Here is an 18,341-nt window from a genome sequence, read left to right as displayed (position 1 = left end):
GGTGGCAGCATGAGATCGACGGTGATCGTGGCCGGGGCACGCACCCCGATGGGACGGCTCTCTGGAGCGTTGGCCGGGAGTACAGCGATGGATCTCGGTGGTACGGCCATCAAGGGGGCGCTGCGTCGGGCGAGGGTCTCCGGGAGCGATGTCGACTACGTCGTGATGGGACAGGTGCTGTCGGCGGGCTGCGGGCAGCTGCCGATCCGTCAGGCAGCATTCCGCGGCGGTATTCCGCTGACCGTTCCGTCGGTCGGGATCAGCAAGGTGTGCCTGTCCGGGCTGGACGCCATCGCACTCGCCGACCAGCTGATCCGGGCGGGGGAGTTCCGCACCGTGGTCGCCGGCGGGATGGAGTCGATGACCCGTGCGCCGCACCTGCTGCCCGGTTCACGCGGTGGGTTCAAGTACGGCGACGTCACCCTGGTCGACCACATGGCCTTCGACGGTCTGCACGACGCGTTCACCGATGTGGCCATGGGCCTGCTCACCGAGAACACCAATGACGCCGGGCGTCCGGAGGCGCTGACCCGTCTGCAGCAGGACGCGTTCGCGGCCCGTTCCCACCAGCGCGCCGCCGCTGCTGTCGCGACCGGGAGATTCGCGGACGAGATCGAGCCCGTCCGCCACCAGACCCGCAAGGGCGAGGTGGTGGTGGACGCCGATGAGGGAATCCGTCCCGACACCACCGTGGACACGCTGGCGAAGCTACGCCCGGCGTTCCGGCCCGACGGCACCATCACCGCAGGTTCCGCTTCGCCGATCTCCGACGGTGCGTGCGCCGTCGTGGTGATGGACCGTGAGCTGGCCGAGGAACGGGGGTTGGCGTGGATCGCCGAGATCGGCGCCCACGGGGTGGTCGCCGGTCCGGACTCGAGTCTGCAGCTGCAGCCCGCGAACGCGATAGCCGTGGCGTGTCGCAAGGAGGGCATCAGCCCGGCAGAGCTCGATCTGGTGGAGATCAACGAGGCGTTCGCCGCCGTCGGGATCGCCTCGGCCCGCGAACTGGGGATCAGCGAGGAGATCGTGAACGTCAACGGCGGGGCTATCGCACTGGGCCACCCGATCGGGATGTCCGGCGCGCGCATCGCGCTCACCCTTGCCCTGGAACTGCGTCGCCGAGGCGGCGGCGTCGGCGCGGCCGCCTTGTGTGGCGGTGGCGGTCAAGGTGATGCTTTGATCCTGCGTGTTCCCGGGTCCTGAACCCGGTCCGGACACGGGGACGAACACCGACACGTCGCACACCGGGGGGCTGGATGGCAACGATCGAGGTCGAGGGTCTGGTCAAGACCTATGCAGGCGTGAACGCCGTCGACGGCGTGAGCTTCATCGTTGATGAGGGCGAGTTTTTCGGCTTGCTCGGCCCCAACGGGGCCGGCAAGACCACCACGCTGGAGATCATCGAGGGCTTGCGCGAGCCCGATGCCGGCACCGTCTCCTTGCTGGGGATGAAGCCGTGGCCACGCAACGCGGCGCTGCTGCCGAGGATCGGTGTGCAGTTGCAGGCGTCGGCGTTCTTCGAACAGCTCACCGCCTCCGAGCAACTGGAGACCTTCGTCGATCTGTACGACCAGCCCCGTACCCGGGTCACCGAGCTGCTGGAGATGGTGGGGCTCACCGACAAGGCAGGTACCCGCGCCGAGAAGCTGTCCGGGGGTCAGGCGCAGCGGCTCTCCATCGCCTGCTCGCTCGTCCACGACCCCGACGTGGTCTTCCTCGACGAACCGACCGCTGCGCTGGATCCCCAGGCCAGACGCAATCTCTGGGATGTGCTGCGGGAGATCAACGATCGCGGCAAGACCGTCGTGTTGACGACGCACTCCATGGAGGAGGCGGAGGCGCTGTGTGATCGGGTGGCCATCATCGACGGCGGCAAGATCCTGCAGACCGGGACACCGGCCGAGCTGATCCGCGCGCTGGACGCACCGGTGCGGATCGCTGTCGAGCGATCCACCCTCGATCAGGACGCCGCCAGGGCGCTTCCCGGGGCCGACACCGTCGAGGGCGACAGTTCGTCCACCATCATCACCACCCGCACTCCGGCTCCGGTGCTGACCGCGCTCGCCGAGCTGGACGCGCTGGCCGGCCTGCAGGTGCGCGGCGCCACCCTCGAGGACGTCTTCCTGCAGTTGACCGGACGGGAGTACCGGGCGTGAGAGCCTTCACCAGCCTGTCCCGGGCCATGTTCAAGGGCTTCGTCCGCGACCGCACCAGCCTGTTCTTCACGCTGTTCTTCCCGTTGTTCTTCATCATCATCTTCGGGACCATCTTCGGCAGCTCCGGCGCCTCGAAGCAGAAGGTCGAGCTGGTCGGCGACGTCTCGCTGATCAGGACATTGCCCGCCGAGGCACGCGCCCAGCTCGACCAGGTGCTGGAGATCTCACCCGCCACGGATCTGGCCGCATCGCTCGATCAGGTGCGCCAGGGGGACATCGCCGCCACCGTCGAGCAGCAGGGCGATCGGCTGGTGGTCCACTTCTCCGCAGCCGACCAGGTCACCTCCGGAACCGTCCTCGGCGTGCTCGGCTCGTTCGTCGACAGCGCGAACGTCACGGTCACCGGACAGCAGCCCAGGTACTCCCTCAGCGCCGAGACCGTCGAGGACGCCTCGCTCAAGGCCATCCAGTACGTCACACCCGGCATGATCGGCTACGGCATCGCCATCGGTGCTGCCTTCGGTGCGGCGATGACGCTGATCACCTGGCGTACCAACAAGTTGCTGCGTCGGCTGCGGCTCGCGCCGGTGTCGACCGGAGCAGTCGTCGGATCCAGGGTGGTCGTGTCGTTGGCGATCGCACTGTTCCAGCTCGCGGTGTTCATCGGGGTGGCCTCGCTGCCGTTCCTCGGACTCAAGCTGACCGGCTCCTGGTGGATGGCGATACCGCTCACCCTGACGGGAACCCTGTCGTTCCTTGCGATCGGCCTCTTCGTCGGCGCTGTCGCGAAGACCGCCGAGGGTGGCGCTGCACTGACCAACCTGATCACCCTGCCGATGGCGTTCCTGTCCGGCGCGTTCATCCCTCTCGACCAGGCACCCGGCTGGATCCAGGGGGTGTCCAAGGTGCTGCCGATGGGGTGGTTGGTGCAGGGGCTGAAGGACGTGATGGTGCGCGGCCAGGGGCCGGGTGCAGCAGTCGTGCCGATGCTGGTGCTGCTCGGCTTCACCGTCGTCGTGGGGCTGATCGCCACCCGATTCTTCCAGTGGGACAAAGCCTGACGGCCACCTGAACGCAGGTCGTTGGATGTGCGGGCGAAGAAAGTACAACCAACAGCGCGGACCCACTTCCACAGCGTCATCGCATGCACACCGAAATCAGGGGCGACCCGCTCCACGGGTGACACCCTGCTCGCGGCCACGGGCGACCCGCACCCAGCCCTCGCGGAACTCTTCGGGTACTGCTTCGGCTTGATGGCATCCGTCCAGGCCCGCCCCACAGGGCGAGCCAGCTCAGATGTGACCTACCCGTGCAGCAGATCCACGGAGCGCCCAGGTCACCCGGGGCCGTGTGTCGTCGCCGCGATCCTGCGGCGGGAGTGACTCCGAACCGAACCGCATGTGGACAAGACTGCGCCTAAAGTACGCACTCGAGCCAGCTTGTCGTTCTCGGCTGCCCCAGGTCACCCAGACCTGGGTGGACACCGACGGCGAGAACGTGCTGATCAACATCGTCGGCGGCTCGCAGAAATCCAGGAACATCGCCCGCGATCCGCGGGTCGCGGTGGCCATCGCGGACCCGGACAACGCCAGCCGCTATCTCGCCGTCCGCGGGACGGTCGCCGCCGTCACCACCGAGGGTGGCGTCGAGCACATCGAGTCGCTCGCCCAGAAGTATCTCGGAGCTCCCTATCCCTGGTACGGCGGGCGGGACCAGCTGCGCGAGCGGGTGACCATCCGGATCGACCGCCTCATCGGTCAGGGCTGAACGGGTCAGGGCTGAACGGGTCCACCGGACTGAACGGGTCCGAGGGACTGACGTCGTCCGGTCAGCGTTCGACCGTTCCCACCGTGTAACGGACCTGCTGGGTCAGCTCGATCCGACCCCCGGGCGCACGAGCCGCGGCGAGCAGCGCTGCCGCCCGTTCCAGGAAGTCGTCCTGGTCCACTGCGGGAATGCGGGCCCACATCTGACGCTGACCGGTCGTCATACTCCATCGGCGCCAGCCGTCCACGTCGTCGAAGGCCACGGTCACCGGCGTCGTCACCGTCCGTACCGCGGTGATGCCGGCGGAGCGGAACAGCTGCTCCACTCCCGCGTCGTCAGCGAACGGACCGGCCGCCCCCGAGGTCCGGGCGTCGAGCATCGCGGCCGGTAGGTACGGCGCGAACGACGCATCAACCGCCCGCCAGACGTCGTCCTGCGGACCGAAGGTGCTGATGCCGATCCGTCCACCGTCGGCGACCCTGGCCGCCCAGCGTTGCAGCGCAGCCAGCGGCTCCGGCAGGAAGAACAGCACCAGGGACGCCGTCACGACGTCGAAGGTGCCCCAGGACGGGTCCGGCTCGGAGACGTCGGCGCGTTCGGTCACGACCTGGCTGAGCCGGTGTCGTGCGACGGCTTGATCCAGCAGCTCGATCATGCCGTCGGAGATGTCGACCGCGGTGACGGAACCGGTGTGTCCGACCGCGGCGGCCAGCGGCAGCGTGACCGCCCCCGTTCCGCAGCCGAGGTCGAGCGCCCGCTCGCCCGGGACCGGAGCCAGCAGCTCGACCAGTCCTGCGGCGATCGGACCGAAGAACGGGACGTCGGCCGGGTCGTAAACCGCACTGAGCTCGTCGAACAGCGATCGGATGCGGGCCACGGCGTTGTCGGTCATGGGCTGATCGTCCACTTCGCAGGGCGGGCACGCCAGAGCCTGACGGGTGACGCGCACGAGTCCTCCCGCCGGGCCGACGCTCAGGCCTGGAGGGGATCCGTGCGACGGTGCATCACCCGCGAGGCGATCAGCGCGAGCGCCACGCCCGCCGCGGCCCAGATACCGATGACCACCAGGCGCAGGCCGACGCCCTGCCCGCCGAAGTAGACCAGCGAGCGGACGGCCGCGGTTCCGGCCCCGTTGGGGATGGCGCCGCCGATGGTCCGCCAGAAGCTCGGCAGCAGTTCAGGAGCGTAGGCGCCCCCGGCGCTGGGGTTGCCCAGGATCACGAAGACCAACACGGTGAGCCCGATACCGAGCACTCCGAGCAGGGCCTGGAAGGCCATCGTCACGGCCGCTGCGGCGAACACCACCAGCGACCCGAGCAGCCACAGCGCCACGGTGTGACCGGTGAGCGCGCCGAGCACCGGACCGACGACCAGTGCTCCGCCGAGACCCGACAGCACGGCGTAGGGAACGATCGCCAGCAGCCGGAACACCGACCGCCGCGGGGTCGCCGGGCGGGCGCCCATGGCGATGCCGAGCAGGGCGGCGGCGAGGTAGCCGCCGACGGTCCACCCGAGCACCAGATAGAAACCGGTGAGACCGCGGTTGTCCCCGGACTGGGTGGGCAGCACGTCCTGCACGCTGGCGGTGCGGTCGCGGGCGGCCTCGACGCCACGGAACTCGGCCTCGATCGCGGTGGCCTTGGAGGCGCCGCCGGCGGACGCGACCAGCAGGGTGTCCTGGGTGCCGGAGGCGTTCACCAGGTAGACGGCGCTGGTGGTCCCGTCCAGCAGCTGTTGCCGCGCAGAGGCCTCGTCGGCTGCGGCCGTGGCCGCGAACGGCTCACCCTCGATGCCGTTGAGTCCGTCCACCGTCGACGCAGAGACGGTTGCCGGCGCCACCACCGCGATCTCGATGCGGTGCGGGGTCGGCTGGTGGAAGGCACCCACGTAGGACAGCACGAATCCGAGTTGGAGCAGCAGGACTCCGAGGATCAGACCGACCGTGCGGACCGAGACGGCGCCGGCCAGTTCAGCCCAGAAACCCTGTCGCGCAGCCGCTTCCGTAGTCTCCGCGCCGTCGGGCGCGTCCGGGGCCTCGGCCTCCGGGGCTTCGTGCCTGCCGTGTGTCGTCTGGGTCATCAGGTCCGTCCTCCTGGGCGCGCCGGGTTGCGCGTCTTTAGATACATCAACGCATTCGATACATCAACGTATCCGATACATCAGCGTATCCGACAGGTAGAGTGACGGGTATGACAGCGTCACCCCCGACCACCCGTCGACGACGGGAGACCCTGGCCCGCTTGCTCGACGCCGCAGCGACCGTCTTCGCGCAGCGTGGTTTCGGCCGCACGAGCATCGAGGAGGTCTGCGAGGCCGCCGGATTCACCCGAGGCGCGTTCTACTCCAACTTCGCCTCGCTGGACGAGCTGTTCTTCGCCCTCTACGAGCAGCGCGCCGGGCGGGTGGCGACGCAGGTCGCCGAGGCGCTGGCCGGACGGGGGGAGCGAACTGTCCCGGCACTGGTCGAGCGGGTGGTCGCAGCTCTGAGTGTTGATCGCGACTGGACGATGATCAAGACCGAGTACTTCCTGCACGCTGCGCGCCATCCCGATGCCGCTGCGGCACTGCAGCGGCATCGGGACGCGGTGGTGCAGGCGCTGGTGCCCGCCCTGCGGGATGTCGTGGACCTCACGGCGCTACCGCGCTCGATGCGCACGCCGCACACCCTTGCCAGAGCCGTCGTCACCGTCCACGACGGCTCGACCCTCGACCTGCTGCTCGACCCGGACTCGGAGGCCCACCGTCAGTGGCTGCGCGCTCTGCTCACCGCTCTGCTCGAGTACCGGGACTGACAGAGCTGCCGCTGGACCAGGATGCGGTGTACGCCAACGGTTTCAGTCGAAGTCGCCCGCTGCGTGCCGCACCTTCGTCAGCAGCGTAGTGAGCGCGTCCAGCTCGTCGTCCTGCAGTCCGACGACGGCGAACCGCGCCGCGGTCACCGAGGCGGTGGCCTCCTGCATGCGCGAGCGACCCTCGTCCGTCAAGGCGACCAGGGTGGTCCGGCGATCAGTCGGATGCGGCAGCCGTTGGGCCAGGCCGTCCGACTCGAGTCGATCGACGATGTTGGTGATCGAGGTCGGGTGCAGTTGCAGGCGATCTCCCATCAGCCGCATCGGCAGGCTGCCCTGCTTGGAGAACGTCAGCAGTACCAGCGCTTCGTAGCGGGCGAACGTCAGACCGTGCGGCTTGAGGGCCTCGTCGACGCCGGCCTGCAGGATCTGTTGGACGCGCATGATGTTGGTGACGGCCGCCATCGCCGTGTTGTCGCCGATCCGCTCCGCCCAGGTCTGTGCGGCACGGTCGATCGGGTCGAAGGGCAGGGCTGCCGCGCGGGCTCCGCGGGTGCCGGGTGAGCTCATGTACTCGACGGTAGCAATCGGCCGCTGCGACGATCGGGGCGACCCGAGCGGGCGGACGTCGGGTCGATCGAACGCGAAGCGACGGCCGGCAGCACCGTCTCAGCTGGTGGGAGGGTCGTGCACCGTGGATCGGCGAGCGCGGCGCTGCACCAGCTGCGGGGAGAAGTGCGCCAGCCACCACGACCCCACCATCGACACCGCTCCGACGGCCAGTGATCCGACGGCGAGCGGGGCGAAGATCGCGATCAACGCGACCAGGCCGGGGCCGCCGACCCGCCCGACGTCGGCGAACAGCCGCCAGATGCCCAGGAACTGTGACCGACCCACGGCCGGTGCTGCATCGCTGCCCAGGGTCAGCACCAGGCCGGAGGAGAGGCCGTTCCCCATACCCATCACGCAGGCCAGTACCGCGATCCCCACCGCGGAGCTGGTCAGCGGCAGCAGCAGCAGACCGAGGCCGATCGCCGCGGTCGCCGGCACCCCGACGGCCACCCGCCCGAAGCGATCCATCGCCGCCCCGCCCGGATAGACCAGCAGCAGTTCCAGACCGGCGGCAATGCCGAAGATGATGCTGATGGTGGCCGGATCCAGCTGCTGCGCCTCGGCCCACAGTGGCAACACGCTGTCCCGCGATGCACGCGCCACACACAGCAGCAGCACCCCGACCCCCAGCGTGCGCAACACACCCCGATTGCTGCTGACGAGCGACCGGATCGTCACCTTCTGCGCCGACGCCTGCGACCGGACAGCCTGCGGCGCAGCGGATCTGCCGGCGGTGTCGTCGAGATCGCGGACACCGGCGGCGATCAGAGTGGCCCCGATACCGGTGGCCGCGGCCAACAGGTAGACGGCATGGACGTTCCAGACCGACACCGTGGCTGCGGCGGCGAACGGGCCGAGGAAGGCGCCGATGCGGGTGACGCCACCCAGACTCGACAGCGCTCTGGCACGGAAGCGCAGCGGGACGGCCACCGTCATCCAGGAGTGCCTGGCGAGGTTGAACACCGACCCGGAGAGCCCGGAGACGAACACGGCCAGTCCCAGTACGAACAACGACGTCGAGAGGTAGGCCAGCACCATCGCGGCGGCATCGACGAGCCCGGCCAGGATCAGCGCCCTGCGTTCGCCGAGCCGAGTGGCGATCGCACCGGCCGGTAGGTCGCCGCAGAGCTGGCCGACGGCTGCGAGCGCGACCACCAGAGCGGCCACCCCGATACCGGCGCCCTCGGCGGTGGCGGTCAGCGGCACGATCGGTACGAGTGCGCCCGCGCCGACGGAAGCCAACGCCGAAGGGCCGTAGGCGGGAACCAGGATCGGTCCCCAGCGGAAGTCGTCCGCGCTCCGAGTGCCCGTCATCTCCTGCCACGCTAGGCCGCTGCGCGGCGGTCAGCTCCTGTGGGGTCGGTCGTGGTGCACCCGCGCGGGGCAGAATGGGAACTGTGCAGACCCCCGGACCGGCGCGGGTGGTGCTGGTCGAGGACTCGGTCCCGATCCGCACCACGGTGTCCCGCGCCCTGGTCGCCGAAGGCTTCGGGGTGACCGCGTTGCCGGACGGCACCGAGCTGGAGCGCGAGCTGCAGGAGCGACCCGCTGATCTGGTGATCCTGGACGTGATGCTGCCCGGGCGCGACGGCTTTGCGCTGCTGGATCTTGTCCGCTCCCGGACAGGCATCCCCGTGCTCATGTTGACTGCCCGGGATGCCACGGCCGACCGGGTCCGCGGTCTGACCGACGGTGCGGACGACTACCTGGTGAAGCCGTTCGCCATGGCGGAGCTGATCGCGCGCTGCCGGGTGCTGCTGCGCAGGGCCGGGGGGTCGGCAGGCGCTGTCGTCGTCGGTGATCTCGAGCTGCGGGACGACGCGATGACGGTGTTGCGTGCCGGCCGTTTGCTCGAGCTCACCGACACCGAGCGGCGGCTGGTCGGGTATCTGGCGGCCCGCCCGGGTCGGGTCGTCACCAAGACACAGCTGCTCACTGCTGTCTGGGGATACGACGGTTTCGATCCCAACGTGGTCGAGGTCCACGTGTCCGCGCTGCGCCGGAAGCTGGAGCAGCACGGCCCGCGCATGCTGCACACGGTCAGAGGGACCGGTTACCGACTCGGGGATCCGACGTGAGCGTTCGGACCCCCGCAGTGCGCGCCCGGCTGGTGATCGGCGTCGTCGCGATCCTGGCGATCACCCTGGTCTCGGCGGGCTGGGTTGTCGGCGCCGTGTACACCCGGCAGACCGACGATGCCGCCTCCGCGCTGCTGACCAGCCGGCTGCAGCTGGCCAGGCAACTGGCTCTGCAGGGCACGGCGCCCCGGCAGCTGGTGAACCGGGTGGACGCCCAGGGTGTCAGGGCGACCCTGACGCTGCCGTCCGGCGAACAACTCGGTGCCGCTCCGGTCAGCGGGCCGCGCCGGGAGGCCGTGCTGGCGGGCACTGGCCAGGTGCGCGGAGCACGGTTGGTGCTGACGATCGACTCGGCGCTGGTGGACCAGGCCGGCAGCACGTTGGCCCGCACCCTGGTACTCACCGGTCTGGCAGCACTGCTGCTCGGAGCTCTGCTGGCAGTCCTGCTGGCGACGAGCGTGTTGTACCCGCTGCGCCGGATGGCCCAGAGCGCCCGCCGGATCGCCGGCGGCGAACGCGGCGTACGACTCGATCCGACGCCGGCCACCAGCGAGCTGGGTCAGACGGCGACCGCGTTGGACAGCATGCTGGACAGCCTCGAGGGTGCCGAACAGGAGGCGGTGCAGACCAGGATCCGCGGTGAGCAGTTCCTCGCGGACGTGGCCCACGAGCTCCGCACCCCGATGACCGGGGTCCGACTGGCAGCGGAATCACTGCTGCACCAACAACTCCGGCCGGACGAACGGGACGAGCTGCTGGCGCAGATCGTCGGTGAGGTGCAGCGCAGCAGCCAGCTGCTCGACCAGCTGCTCGCGCTGGCTCGGTCGGAGCCGGGTGCGGCGCAGCGCCGGGAACCGTTGTCGCTGTACGGCATGGCCGCCGATCAGATGCGTGTCCTGCAGCAGATCCACCCCCGGGTCCGCTTCGCGCTGCAGCCCGAGCTCGCCATCGGCTCGGCGGCGGACCCGACGATCGTGGTGGCGGAGCCGACGGCACTGCGGGGGATGGTCCGCAACCTGCTCGACAATGCGGTGCGAGCGTCGGCAGACGCGCAGCAGCCGTGGGTCGAGTGCCGGTGGAGCGCGGCGGACGGGACGGTCGCACTCGACGTCGCCGATGCCGGGGCCGGCGTACCGGAGGCCGAACGGGAGCTGATCTTCGCGCGGATGTATCGCGGTGACGGCGACCGGAGTCGTTCTGCAGCAACGGGTTCTGGCTTGGGGCTGTCGTTGGCTCGACGCTTCGCCAGGGTCCACGGCGGCGACGTGCTGCTGTGGGACACCCGACCACCGGGGCTGCCGCAGGGCGCCGGTGCGGTCTTCCGTCTGGTGCTGCCGGCAACCGCCACTTCCGAGGTGCCGCCGACACCGCCCCTGTCGGCCTGAGTGATCAGGCGCGCAGCAGTCCGTCGAGGTGCCCTGTCCAGCCGTCGAGGGTACGGGCCGGGTCGGCGCCCAGCACTCCCTGCAGCATCGTGCCGTACACGTCGCGGAAGTCGGTCGTCACGCTCAGGTCGTCCTGCTGCAGCGCGGACAAGGAGGGCTCGTCGCCGTGGAAGCCGCCGAGCACCTGGTCGCCGAGGACGAACATCGGCCCGGCCGTCCCGTGGTCGGTGCCCTCGGAACTGTTCGCGGTGACCCGGCGGCCGAACTCGGAGTAGACCATCGTCACCACTCTGTGCCCCAACGGATGTGCGCTCATCCGGTGCTGGAAGGCGGTGAGCGCACCGTCGAGTTCGCCCAGCAGCCGCTGCTGGGTGTCGCGCTCATCGGAGTGCGTGTCGAAGCCGCCGAGGGAGACCGAGTATGCCCGGGTGGGCGCGCCCATCTCGATCATCGCGGCGACCAACCCGAGTTGGACGTCGAGCGCTCCGCGTCCGCCCGTGGTCGCGCCCTGCTGCTCGGTGCTCTCGGCTGCCGGATCGCTGTCGGTCTGTCGTGCTGTGGCGACCGCGGGCTCTAGGGCGTCGCTGATCACCTCGATCTCCGAGATCGCCCTGGCAGCAGCGGCCTGCCAGCTGCTGTCCTGCGCACACGGGTTCCCGAGGGCTGCCATGCCGGTCCCGACGGCGCCGCGGGGGAGCTGCAGCCCGCCGGGCGGGAAGGACGCGGCCGATCGCTGCGCGCCGGCCATCAGCGGCGGCATCACCGGATCGATCGACACCGCCTGCAGCGCATCGGCGGATCCCGTGCTGTCCAGCCACCGCCCCAGCCACCCGGACGGAACGCTGGTGGTCGGTGAGCCGGTCTGCCAGATCGCCATCGACCGGAAGTGCGAGTGGTCCGGTGTCGGGTACCCGACACCCCGGACGACCGCCAGATTCTTGCTGTCCCACAGACGTTTCAGACCGGCCAGGCCAGGGTTGAGACCCAGCCCCTCGCCGAGGTCCAGTACTTCGTGCGGCTGGTAGGCGAGGTCACGGCGGGCTTTCTGGTAGACCGGGTCAGCAGCCGGGATCACCGTGTTGAGGCCGTCATTGCCCCCGTAGAGCGTGACGACCACCAGCACGCCGTCCTCCGTGCTGCGCGGTGCGGCAGCGGTTGCCGCCAGGACGTCGGCGACACCGACGACCGGTGAGGTGCAGCCGACGGCCAGGGTGCCGGCGGCTGCGACCCCCGAGTACTGCAGGAACCGACGACGGGTGAGACCGCTGACGCAGGTGGACAGGCTGGTGGTGCGGGTGCTGGGGACCGTCATCGCTGAACCTCTTCGGCTGGTCGGGGGATGGCCGAGCTCCGGTGGCTCATGCCGACACCACGTACTCGGGGGAGCAGAGCGCGAGGGCGAGTGCATCGACGGGGGAGTCGGCCACGGCCAGCAGCGCCGCCCGGGTGCGGTCGGTCCAGGTTCGGCCGAGCAACAGGCCGAGGGCGTCGACGCGCGCCGCCGGAGACCGACCGAGCATCGTGCGCACCGGTGCGACGGCCGCGAGACGCTGTGCCAGCCGCGCCCTGCTGACGGCGGTCGCCGCGGTCAGCCAGGCCCTTCCGCTGGGCCAGCCGCCCACGCTGGGCGGGGCGAAGGGCACCTGACCCAACGCGCTGAGACCCTTCAGGACGGCGGTGAGGGAAGCGTCCGGCAGGGTGCGCGGATCGATCGCACACACCCGCACCGCCCCGATCAGCCACTCCGCCGGTTGTTTGACGAGGGAGGATGCTGGATCCGCCCACGCTGGCTCCAGAGCGAGCGCCTGCAGCAGGGCGGCCAGATCGCCGGCGCCGTAGGCCTTCTGCAGTCGCAGGAGGGTCGGGGTGTCCGGTGGGGTGGTCGACACCAGGCGGAACCAGATGCGGTCGATCACGAACCGGGGGCTCTGCGGCTGCGCCAGTGCCTGCGCCACGAAGGCTGCGGCGTCCAGCGGTCCGGTCCTCCCGAGGAACGTCACGGATGCGTCGTCGTGGCGCTGTGCGACGTGTCGCGCCTTCCCGGTCTTCCGGTCGACGGTCCAGCCGGTGAGCCCGCGGGCGCCGGCGCGCACGTCGTCCTCGGTGTATCCGCCCGGTCCGAGGGCGAACAGTTCCAGGAACTCGCGAGACAGGTTCTCATTCGCCGCACCGACCTTGTTGGCGGTGCCGTCCAGCCACCGGAGCATGGCCGGATCGACGATCATCGTCTGCGCGAGCGCGGCGAACTCGCCGGTTCCGCCACTGCGCAGCGCCCCGTACTGCTGGTACATCAGGTCTGCGCTGCGGACCTTGGCGATGCTGGTGGCGAAGTGACCGCTCCAGAACCAGGCCATCCGTTCGGTCAGTTGGTGATCGGACCGGGTGGCCGTCGAGATCCACCAGTGCAGCAGCGTGGCGCGGTGGGCCTTGAGCTGCTCGCGACGCTGCTTCTTGGCATCGGCCGACTCGTCCTTGCTCCGCTTCGCAACAGCCGGGAACTCCGGGAGCGCGACGCCGTCCGGGAGCGCGGTGCCGGTACGGCCCAGCAGGGTCTGCATGACCTGGCCAGGGCGCTGCCCGACGACCGCCGCCCGTTCGGACTGGGTTGCGCCGAAGGTGAACCTGTCCAGCAGCCGGGCAGCCACGGCGGTGTCGTCGAGAGCGCCGGAAGTCGTCATACCCAGCATCTTGCGGCCAGGACCACGCGAGCGCTCCGCTGCGGTCCGGGTCTTCAGCTCGTCTTCAGCTCAGGGCCGTTCTGCTGTCCGCTGAGCGGCAGCGAGGGTGTGCACAGCGGGTCGCACCGCGGCGGGCGGACGTGGAACCATGGAGTCATGACTCGACCGACCCCTCCCCCCGCAGCCCAGCGACAGGCTGCTGTCAGCGCCGCGTTCGCCGGTGCCGTCGACCTGAGCTCTCTTGCCGCCCGCGCCCAGCAGCCGGCCGTGCCCGCCGGGGCAACGCCCGGTCCGGACGCTGCGGCATCGCCCGACCCGGCCGCAACCCCGGGCGCTCCCCGCTCCCCGTTCGTCATCGAGGTGACCGAGGAGAACTTCCGTCAGGTCGTCGAAGCCTCCGCGCAGGTGCTGGTGGTGATCGAGCTGGGCGACGCCAGGGACAACGCCGCGTCGGTGTTGGCCACCGTCGTCGACGCGAGCGGGGGTAGTTGGGTACTCGGGCAGGTGGACGTCACCGCTGCCCCGCGCGTTGCCCAGGCGTTCGGCGTGCAGGCCGTGCCCACCGTCGTCGCACTCGCCGCCGGTCAGCCCGTCGATTCCTACACAGGCGTCCAGACCGAACCGCAGGTGCGGCAGTGGATCACCGGGCTGCTGGACGCACTGCGCGACCGGCTGCCGGGGATCGCCGCGGCCGAGGCAGAGAACGGTGGACCCCCGCCCAAGCCGGAGGATCCCCGGCTGACCGCCGCCGAGGAGCTGATGTCGGACGGGTCGTATGCCGATGCCGAGACCGCATTCCAGAAGATCCTCGACAGCGAGCCGGCCAACGCCGACGCTGCCAGGGGGCGCACCGCCGCCATCTTCTACGGCCGGGTCGCCGCCGCTCCGGAGGGTGCGGTCGCGCTGGCCGACGCCGCACCTGATGATGTTGCCGCGCAGTGCATCGCCGCCGATGTGCAGGTTGCCGACAGCGATGTCGCCGGCGCGTTCGACCGGTTGATCGGTGCGGTGCGCCGGGGTGGGCCGGAGGAGAAGACTGCGCTGCGGGAACATCTGGTGCTGCTGTTCGGGCTCTTCGACGTCGACGACCCGCAGGTGGTGGCGGCCCGCCGCTCGCTGGCTGCCGCGCTGTACTGAGTCCGGGCTGTACTGAGTCCGGGCTGTACTGAGAACGAGGAACAGCTCAGCGGCAGGCCGCGAGCCCGCCGCCGAAGCCGGTGACGAACTCGGTGATCTGCGCCCAGCCGGTGGCACTGGCCGTGCTCCGGGCGATCACCAGGTCCATGGCCTCGTCGGCGTCTGAACGCCACGACCCCAGGGTTCCGGCCGCTGAATGGCCGTACCGGGCGCGGGAGAACGCACCCAGGTAGCAGTCGGCAGCGGCGGGAATCCGGCGTCGGCCGAACGCCAGGACGGTGGCCGAGCCCTGCGCGAACTGCCCGATCTCCGTGGCAGCAGCCAGGTCCGCGTCCGACGCCCTGGCCGCGACGCCCCGCGCGCCCGGGTCGAAGGAGTCGAGCGCTGCGTTGGCCGCACCGGCGACGGCAGCCGCGTCCGGATACCGCTCCGTCGCACTCGGAGCCGTCGTCCCCGCCCGACCCAGCGTCAGGTCGAGGTCGCCGACCCTCATCGCGGCGCAGGAACGTGCACCCTGCTGATACCCGCGGACGACGGCACGCAGGCGGTCGAGGCCGTAGCCGTGGAACAGCTCGCTGGTGGGTGCCGTGGCACTGTCGCGGAAGTCGACCAGCGTGGAGATGCTGCGCGGCAGCGTCGCGACCGGGAGATTCAGTCGCGCGGTGCCCGGCACCGGGCTGGTGCCGGCGGCCCAGGCGAGATAGGCGCCGGCGGCGCAGTCTGCCTGGGCCTCGATCAGCACCTGCGGATACCGCTCCGGATCGTCGCGCTGCTGGGCCGAGGTGGGGCCGATGCGGGCCTGGACCAGATGACCGTACTCGTGGGCGAGCGCGGCAGCGAGACCACCGATGCCGTAGGAGCTCCGCACCACCGGAACCAGGGCGCCGGCATCGATCACGATCGCGTCGTCACCCGGGCAGTAGAAAGCGTTGCTGCGCAGAGCATCCGCGTTGCCCGCGCAGCTGTAGTCGGCAGTCGGACCGGCACTCGCGCCGGGTCCCGCGGACGGGGCTGCGGGCGTACTGGTCGGGGACGCCGTTGGCCCGGAGGACGCGGTAGCACCGCTGCTGACCGCGCGGACGTCGGCCGTGTCGGTGAGTAGATAGCCGCCGCGAGGTGTGGTGAACGCGCCCTCGAGTTGCCGCGACCAGAAGGTCTCCAGGTCGGTGAGGAGGGCCGCAACGTCGCGACCGGAGGTGGTGGAGACGACGGTGGGCGTCTGCCGGAGGTGGATCAACGTGCCGCCGGTGTCCAGGCCGGCACCGCCGTCGATGTCGACCACCGTTCCACCCGTCCCGGTCGAGCGGGTGGACTGCGGGTCCGCCGGAGCGTTGGTCCCGGCTGACGCGAGGGTCGATGACGCGCCTGGACCGGCACCGGAGCTGCAGGAGATCAGCAGGAGCGCGCACAACCCGATCACGGGCGCTCGCCACGGGGCCGGACGGACCGGGTGGGATCGGCGTGTCACGTCGATCCCACCCGTCTCCGTCCGTTCGCGTCCCGGCAAGGGTGCCCGGTCGGGTCCTCGTCAGCTGCCGTCGTGGGCGAGCCAGACCGTGGCCAGCGGTGGCAACACGATCTCGGCCGTGGCGCTCTGACCGTGCCACTGACCTTCCACCGCCTCGACCGAGCCGAGATTTCCCATCCCGGAACCGCGGTAGGCGGCGGCATCGGTGTTGACGATCTCCCGCCAGGTGCCGGTACGCGGCAGCCCGATCCGGTACTGCTGGTGCGGGGTGGCGGACATGTTGACGACGCAGGCGACCGCCGAGCCGTCGGTGCCCCAGCGCAGGTAGGAGAAGGTGTTGCCCTCGCGATCGTTCGCATCGATCCACTGGAACCCGGCCGGATCGAAGTCCTGGGTCCACAGCGCAGGGTGCTCCCGGTAGGCGCTGTTGAGATCACCGATCAGTGAGCGGACTCCGGCATGCAGCGGGTCTTCGAGCAGCTCCCACGGCACCGAGGTGTTGTCGTTCCACTCCAGCGGGTTTCCGATCTCGCCGCCCATGAACAGCAGCTGCTTGCCGGGGTGCGCCCACATGTGGGCGTAGTACGCCCGGAGGGTCGCGGCCCGACGCCACCCGTCGCCCGGGATCTTGCCCCACAGGGATCCCTTGCCGTGCACCACTTCGTCGTGCGAGAGCGGCAGCACGAACTGCTCGGTGAAGGCATACATCAACGAGAAGGTCAGCTCGTTGTGGTGCCATGAACGGTGGATCGGGTCCCGCGAGACGTAGCTCAGCGAGTCGTGCATCCAGCCCATGTTCCACTTCAGGTGGAAGCCCAGACCGCCCAGATGCGTCGGCCGCGTGACGCCGGGCCACGCGGTCGACTCCTCGGCGATCATCAGTGCTCCGGGGACGCGCTTCCCGACGGTGGCATTGACTTCCTGCAGCAGCGAAACCGCTTCCAGGTTCTCGTTGCCGCCGTGGATGTTCGGCGTCCACTCGCCGGCCTCACGGCTGTAGTCCAGGTACAGCATCGAGGCGACCGCGTCGACCCGCAGCCCGTCGATGTGGAACTGCTCGAGCCAATACAGGGCGTTGGCGACCAGGAAGTTGCGGACCTCGCTGCGACCGAAGTCGAAGATCAGCGTGCCCCAGTCCTTCTGCTCGCCGCGGTGTGGATCGGCGTGCTCGTACAGCGGGGTGCCGTCGAATCGGGCCAGCGCCCAGGCGTCCTTGGGGAAGTGCGCAGGTACCCAGTCGAGGATGACGCCGTACCCGGCCTGGTGCAGGGTGTCGATCAGGTAGCGGAAGTCGTCCGGCGACCCGAACCGGGGATCCGGTGCGTAGTACGAGGTCACCTGGTACCCCCACGAGCCGCCGAACGGGTGCGCGGTGAGCGGCAGGAACTCGACGTGGGTGAAATTGGTGGCGTCCAGGTCTTCGACGAGGGCGTGCGCGAGTTCCCGGTAGTCGAGTCCCTTGCGCCAGGACCCGGCGTGCACCTCGTACACCGACATGGGCGAGCTGAGCGCGTCGCGCTCGGCGCGCTCGGCCAGCCAGTCCTCGTCGCCCCAGCGGTAGGAGCTGCGGGTGATGACCGACGCGGTGGCCGGTGGGACCTCGGCGGCGAACGCCATCGGGTCCGCCTTGGACGTCCAGACCCGGTCGGGTCCGAGGATCTGGAACTTGTAGTTGGACCCAGGTCCGACGCCCGGCAGGAAGATCTCCCAGACACCGCTGCTGCCCAGCGATCGCATCGGTTGGGCTGCACCACTCCAGTGGTCGAAATCGCCCGTCACCCGGACGCCGCGCGCGTTCGGGGCCCAGACCGCGAACGAGGTGCCGTGCACCTCGCCCATCGGGGTGTCGTAGCTGCGCGGATGTGCGCCGAGCACGTCCCACAGATTCTCGTGGCGGCCCTCACCGATCAGGTGCAGATCCACCTCGCCGAGCGTCGGGAGCCAGCGGTAGGGGTCATCGACCGTGTGGACGGCATCGTCGCCGTAGTCGACCCGCAGCCGGTAGTCACCGAGCTCACCGGGCACCGTGACCGCGAAGATGCCGCCGTGCAGGTGCTCCAGCGGGAACTCGTTCGTCTCGGTGATCAACGTGACGCTGCGCGCGTGGTGCCGCAGGGTGCGCACCACGGTGCTGCCGTCCGGCTGCGGATGCCGCCCGAGGATCCCGTGCGGATCGTGGGTGTCGCCGCCGATGACACGCTCCAGGTCGTCGATCGGGATCTGCGGGGCAGCTGGTGGAGCGGCCGGGGCCGGGGCCGCCGGAGCCGCCGG

General features: G+C 70.1%; 15 protein-coding genes and 1 pseudogene. 8 read left to right on the top strand and 8 right to left on the bottom strand.

Annotated features, from left to right (window positions below; genetic code table 11):
- Positions 1-9: 9 nt before the first annotated feature.
- The 4 genes and pseudogenes from ABLG96_RS12635 to ABLG96_RS12620 form a co-directional block, all read left to right on the top strand.
- Positions 10-1,203, top strand: a complete 1,194-nt coding sequence (locus tag ABLG96_RS12635) for an acetyl-CoA C-acetyltransferase (RefSeq protein WP_353647737.1) — start codon at positions 10-12, stop codon at positions 1,201-1,203.
- A gap of 53 nt (positions 1,204-1,256) precedes the next feature.
- On the top strand, positions 1,257-2,156 hold the full coding sequence (locus ABLG96_RS12630) for an ABC transporter ATP-binding protein (protein WP_353647736.1): 900 nt from the start codon (positions 1,257-1,259) through the stop codon (positions 2,154-2,156).
- Positions 2,153-3,217: an ABC transporter permease gene (locus ABLG96_RS12625; RefSeq protein WP_353647735.1), complete on the top strand. Its 1,065-nt coding sequence runs from the start codon at positions 2,153-2,155 to the stop codon at positions 3,215-3,217. Before ABLG96_RS12630 ends, ABLG96_RS12625 begins: the two co-directional genes overlap by 4 nt.
- Positions 3,218-3,611: 394 nt before the next feature.
- Positions 3,612-3,923 (top strand): annotated as a pseudogene (locus ABLG96_RS12620) (pyridoxamine 5'-phosphate oxidase family protein); the annotation flags it as partial.
- A 61-nt stretch (positions 3,924-3,984) separates the two neighbouring features.
- Here ABLG96_RS12620 and ABLG96_RS12615 read toward each other — a convergent pair.
- Together ABLG96_RS12615 and ABLG96_RS12610 are read right to left on the bottom strand one after the other, a co-directional pair.
- Positions 3,985-4,815 carry a class I SAM-dependent methyltransferase gene (locus tag ABLG96_RS12615; protein ID WP_353647734.1) on the bottom strand — a complete coding sequence of 277 codons (831 nt, stop codon included), beginning with the start codon at positions 4,813-4,815 and terminating at the stop codon, positions 3,985-3,987.
- Between the two features lie 80 nt (positions 4,816-4,895).
- The gene (locus tag ABLG96_RS12610) at positions 4,896-6,002 is read right to left on the bottom strand and encodes a DUF3533 domain-containing protein (protein WP_353647733.1); all 1,107 of its coding nucleotides are present in this window, start codon (positions 6,000-6,002) and stop codon (positions 4,896-4,898) included.
- Positions 6,003-6,112: 110 nt separating this feature from the next.
- On the opposite strand from ABLG96_RS12610, the gene ABLG96_RS12605 reads away from it, so the two are divergent.
- Positions 6,113-6,715, top strand: coding sequence for a TetR/AcrR family transcriptional regulator (locus ABLG96_RS12605; RefSeq protein ID WP_353647732.1), 603 nt, complete (start codon positions 6,113-6,115; stop codon positions 6,713-6,715).
- A gap of 42 nt (positions 6,716-6,757) precedes the next feature.
- Here ABLG96_RS12605 and ABLG96_RS12600 read toward each other — a convergent pair whose 3' ends face one another.
- Both ABLG96_RS12600 and ABLG96_RS12595 read right to left on the bottom strand, forming a co-directional pair.
- Entirely contained in the window at positions 6,758-7,282 is a 525-nt protein-coding gene (locus ABLG96_RS12600; protein WP_353647731.1) for a MarR family transcriptional regulator, read from the bottom strand.
- Between the two features lie 99 nt (positions 7,283-7,381).
- Complete coding sequence (locus ABLG96_RS12595) at positions 7,382-8,638, bottom strand: MFS transporter (RefSeq protein ID WP_353647730.1); 1,257 nt, start codon at positions 8,636-8,638, stop codon at positions 7,382-7,384.
- 74 nt (positions 8,639-8,712) lie between these two features.
- Here ABLG96_RS12595 and ABLG96_RS12590 point away from each other — a divergent pair, with 74 nt between their 5' ends.
- Both ABLG96_RS12590 and ABLG96_RS12585 read left to right on the top strand, forming a co-directional pair.
- Positions 8,713-9,402 carry a response regulator transcription factor gene (locus ABLG96_RS12590; protein WP_353647729.1) on the top strand — a complete coding sequence of 230 codons (690 nt, stop codon included), beginning with the start codon at positions 8,713-8,715 and terminating at the stop codon, positions 9,400-9,402.
- On the top strand, positions 9,399-10,787 hold the full coding sequence (locus ABLG96_RS12585; RefSeq protein WP_353647728.1) for a HAMP domain-containing sensor histidine kinase: 1,389 nt from the start codon (positions 9,399-9,401) through the stop codon (positions 10,785-10,787). Before ABLG96_RS12590 ends, ABLG96_RS12585 begins: the two co-directional genes overlap by 4 nt.
- A 4-nt stretch (positions 10,788-10,791) precedes the next feature.
- Here ABLG96_RS12585 and ABLG96_RS12580 read toward each other — a convergent pair whose 3' ends face one another.
- Both ABLG96_RS12580 and ABLG96_RS12575 read right to left on the bottom strand, forming a co-directional pair.
- Positions 10,792-12,099 carry a DUF1501 domain-containing protein gene (locus ABLG96_RS12580; RefSeq protein WP_353647727.1) on the bottom strand — a complete coding sequence of 436 codons (1,308 nt, stop codon included), beginning with the start codon at positions 12,097-12,099 and terminating at the stop codon, positions 10,792-10,794.
- Positions 12,100-12,145: 46 nt separating this feature from the next.
- Complete coding sequence (locus ABLG96_RS12575; RefSeq protein WP_353647726.1) at positions 12,146-13,465, bottom strand: DUF1800 family protein; 1,320 nt, start codon at positions 13,463-13,465, stop codon at positions 12,146-12,148.
- A gap of 156 nt (positions 13,466-13,621) precedes the next feature.
- Between ABLG96_RS12575 and ABLG96_RS12570 the strand changes: the two genes are divergently transcribed.
- Positions 13,622-14,602 (top strand): tetratricopeptide repeat protein, encoded by a 981-nt coding sequence (locus ABLG96_RS12570; RefSeq protein ID WP_353647725.1) that lies wholly within the window; start codon positions 13,622-13,624, stop codon positions 14,600-14,602.
- 46 nt (positions 14,603-14,648) lie between these two features.
- Here the strand turns inward: ABLG96_RS12570 and ABLG96_RS12565 are convergent, their stop codons facing one another.
- Both ABLG96_RS12565 and glgB read right to left on the bottom strand, forming a co-directional pair.
- Entirely contained in the window at positions 14,649-15,884 is a 1,236-nt protein-coding gene (locus ABLG96_RS12565) for a neutral zinc metallopeptidase (protein WP_353647724.1), read from the bottom strand.
- Positions 15,885-16,130: 246 nt separating this feature from the next.
- Complete coding sequence (gene glgB / locus ABLG96_RS12560) at positions 16,131-18,290, bottom strand: 1,4-alpha-glucan branching protein GlgB (protein WP_353651488.1); 2,160 nt, start codon at positions 18,288-18,290, stop codon at positions 16,131-16,133.
- Between the last annotated feature and the right edge of the window lie 51 nt (positions 18,291-18,341).

It is taken from the genome of Nakamurella sp. A5-74 (assembly GCF_040438885.1).
In the GTDB taxonomy this organism is placed as follows: Bacteria; Actinomycetota; Actinomycetes; order Mycobacteriales; family Nakamurellaceae; genus Nakamurella.
This window is presented reverse-complemented; position numbering and strand designations above follow the sequence as displayed.

What these genes read in the sequence shown, in the direction of transcription:
- ABLG96_RS12580 (WP_353647727.1), bottom strand. Translation starts at nt 12,099, where the DNA reads ATGACGGTCCCCAGCACCCGCACCACCAGCCTGTCCACCTGCGTCAGC.
- ABLG96_RS12570 (WP_353647725.1), top strand. Translation starts at nt 13,622, where the DNA reads ATGACTCGACCGACCCCTCCCCCCGCAGCCCAGCGACAGGCTGCTGTC.
- ABLG96_RS12630 (WP_353647736.1), top strand. Translation starts at nt 1,257, where the DNA reads ATGGCAACGATCGAGGTCGAGGGTCTGGTCAAGACCTATGCAGGCGTG.
- ABLG96_RS12610 (WP_353647733.1), bottom strand. Translation starts at nt 6,002, where the DNA reads ATGACCCAGACGACACACGGCAGGCACGAAGCCCCGGAGGCCGAGGCC.
- ABLG96_RS12600 (WP_353647731.1), bottom strand. Translation starts at nt 7,282, where the DNA reads ATGAGCTCACCCGGCACCCGCGGAGCCCGCGCGGCAGCCCTGCCCTTC.
- ABLG96_RS12595 (WP_353647730.1), bottom strand. Translation starts at nt 8,638, where the DNA reads ATGACGGGCACTCGGAGCGCGGACGACTTCCGCTGGGGACCGATCCTG.
- ABLG96_RS12635 (WP_353647737.1), top strand. Translation starts at nt 10, where the DNA reads ATGAGATCGACGGTGATCGTGGCCGGGGCACGCACCCCGATGGGACGG.
- ABLG96_RS12575 (WP_353647726.1), bottom strand. Translation starts at nt 13,465, where the DNA reads ATGACGACTTCCGGCGCTCTCGACGACACCGCCGTGGCTGCCCGGCTG.
- ABLG96_RS12590 (WP_353647729.1), top strand. Translation starts at nt 8,713, where the DNA reads ATGGGAACTGTGCAGACCCCCGGACCGGCGCGGGTGGTGCTGGTCGAG.
- ABLG96_RS12605 (WP_353647732.1), top strand. Translation starts at nt 6,113, where the DNA reads ATGACAGCGTCACCCCCGACCACCCGTCGACGACGGGAGACCCTGGCC.
- ABLG96_RS12615 (WP_353647734.1), bottom strand. Translation starts at nt 4,815, where the DNA reads ATGACCGACAACGCCGTGGCCCGCATCCGATCGCTGTTCGACGAGCTC.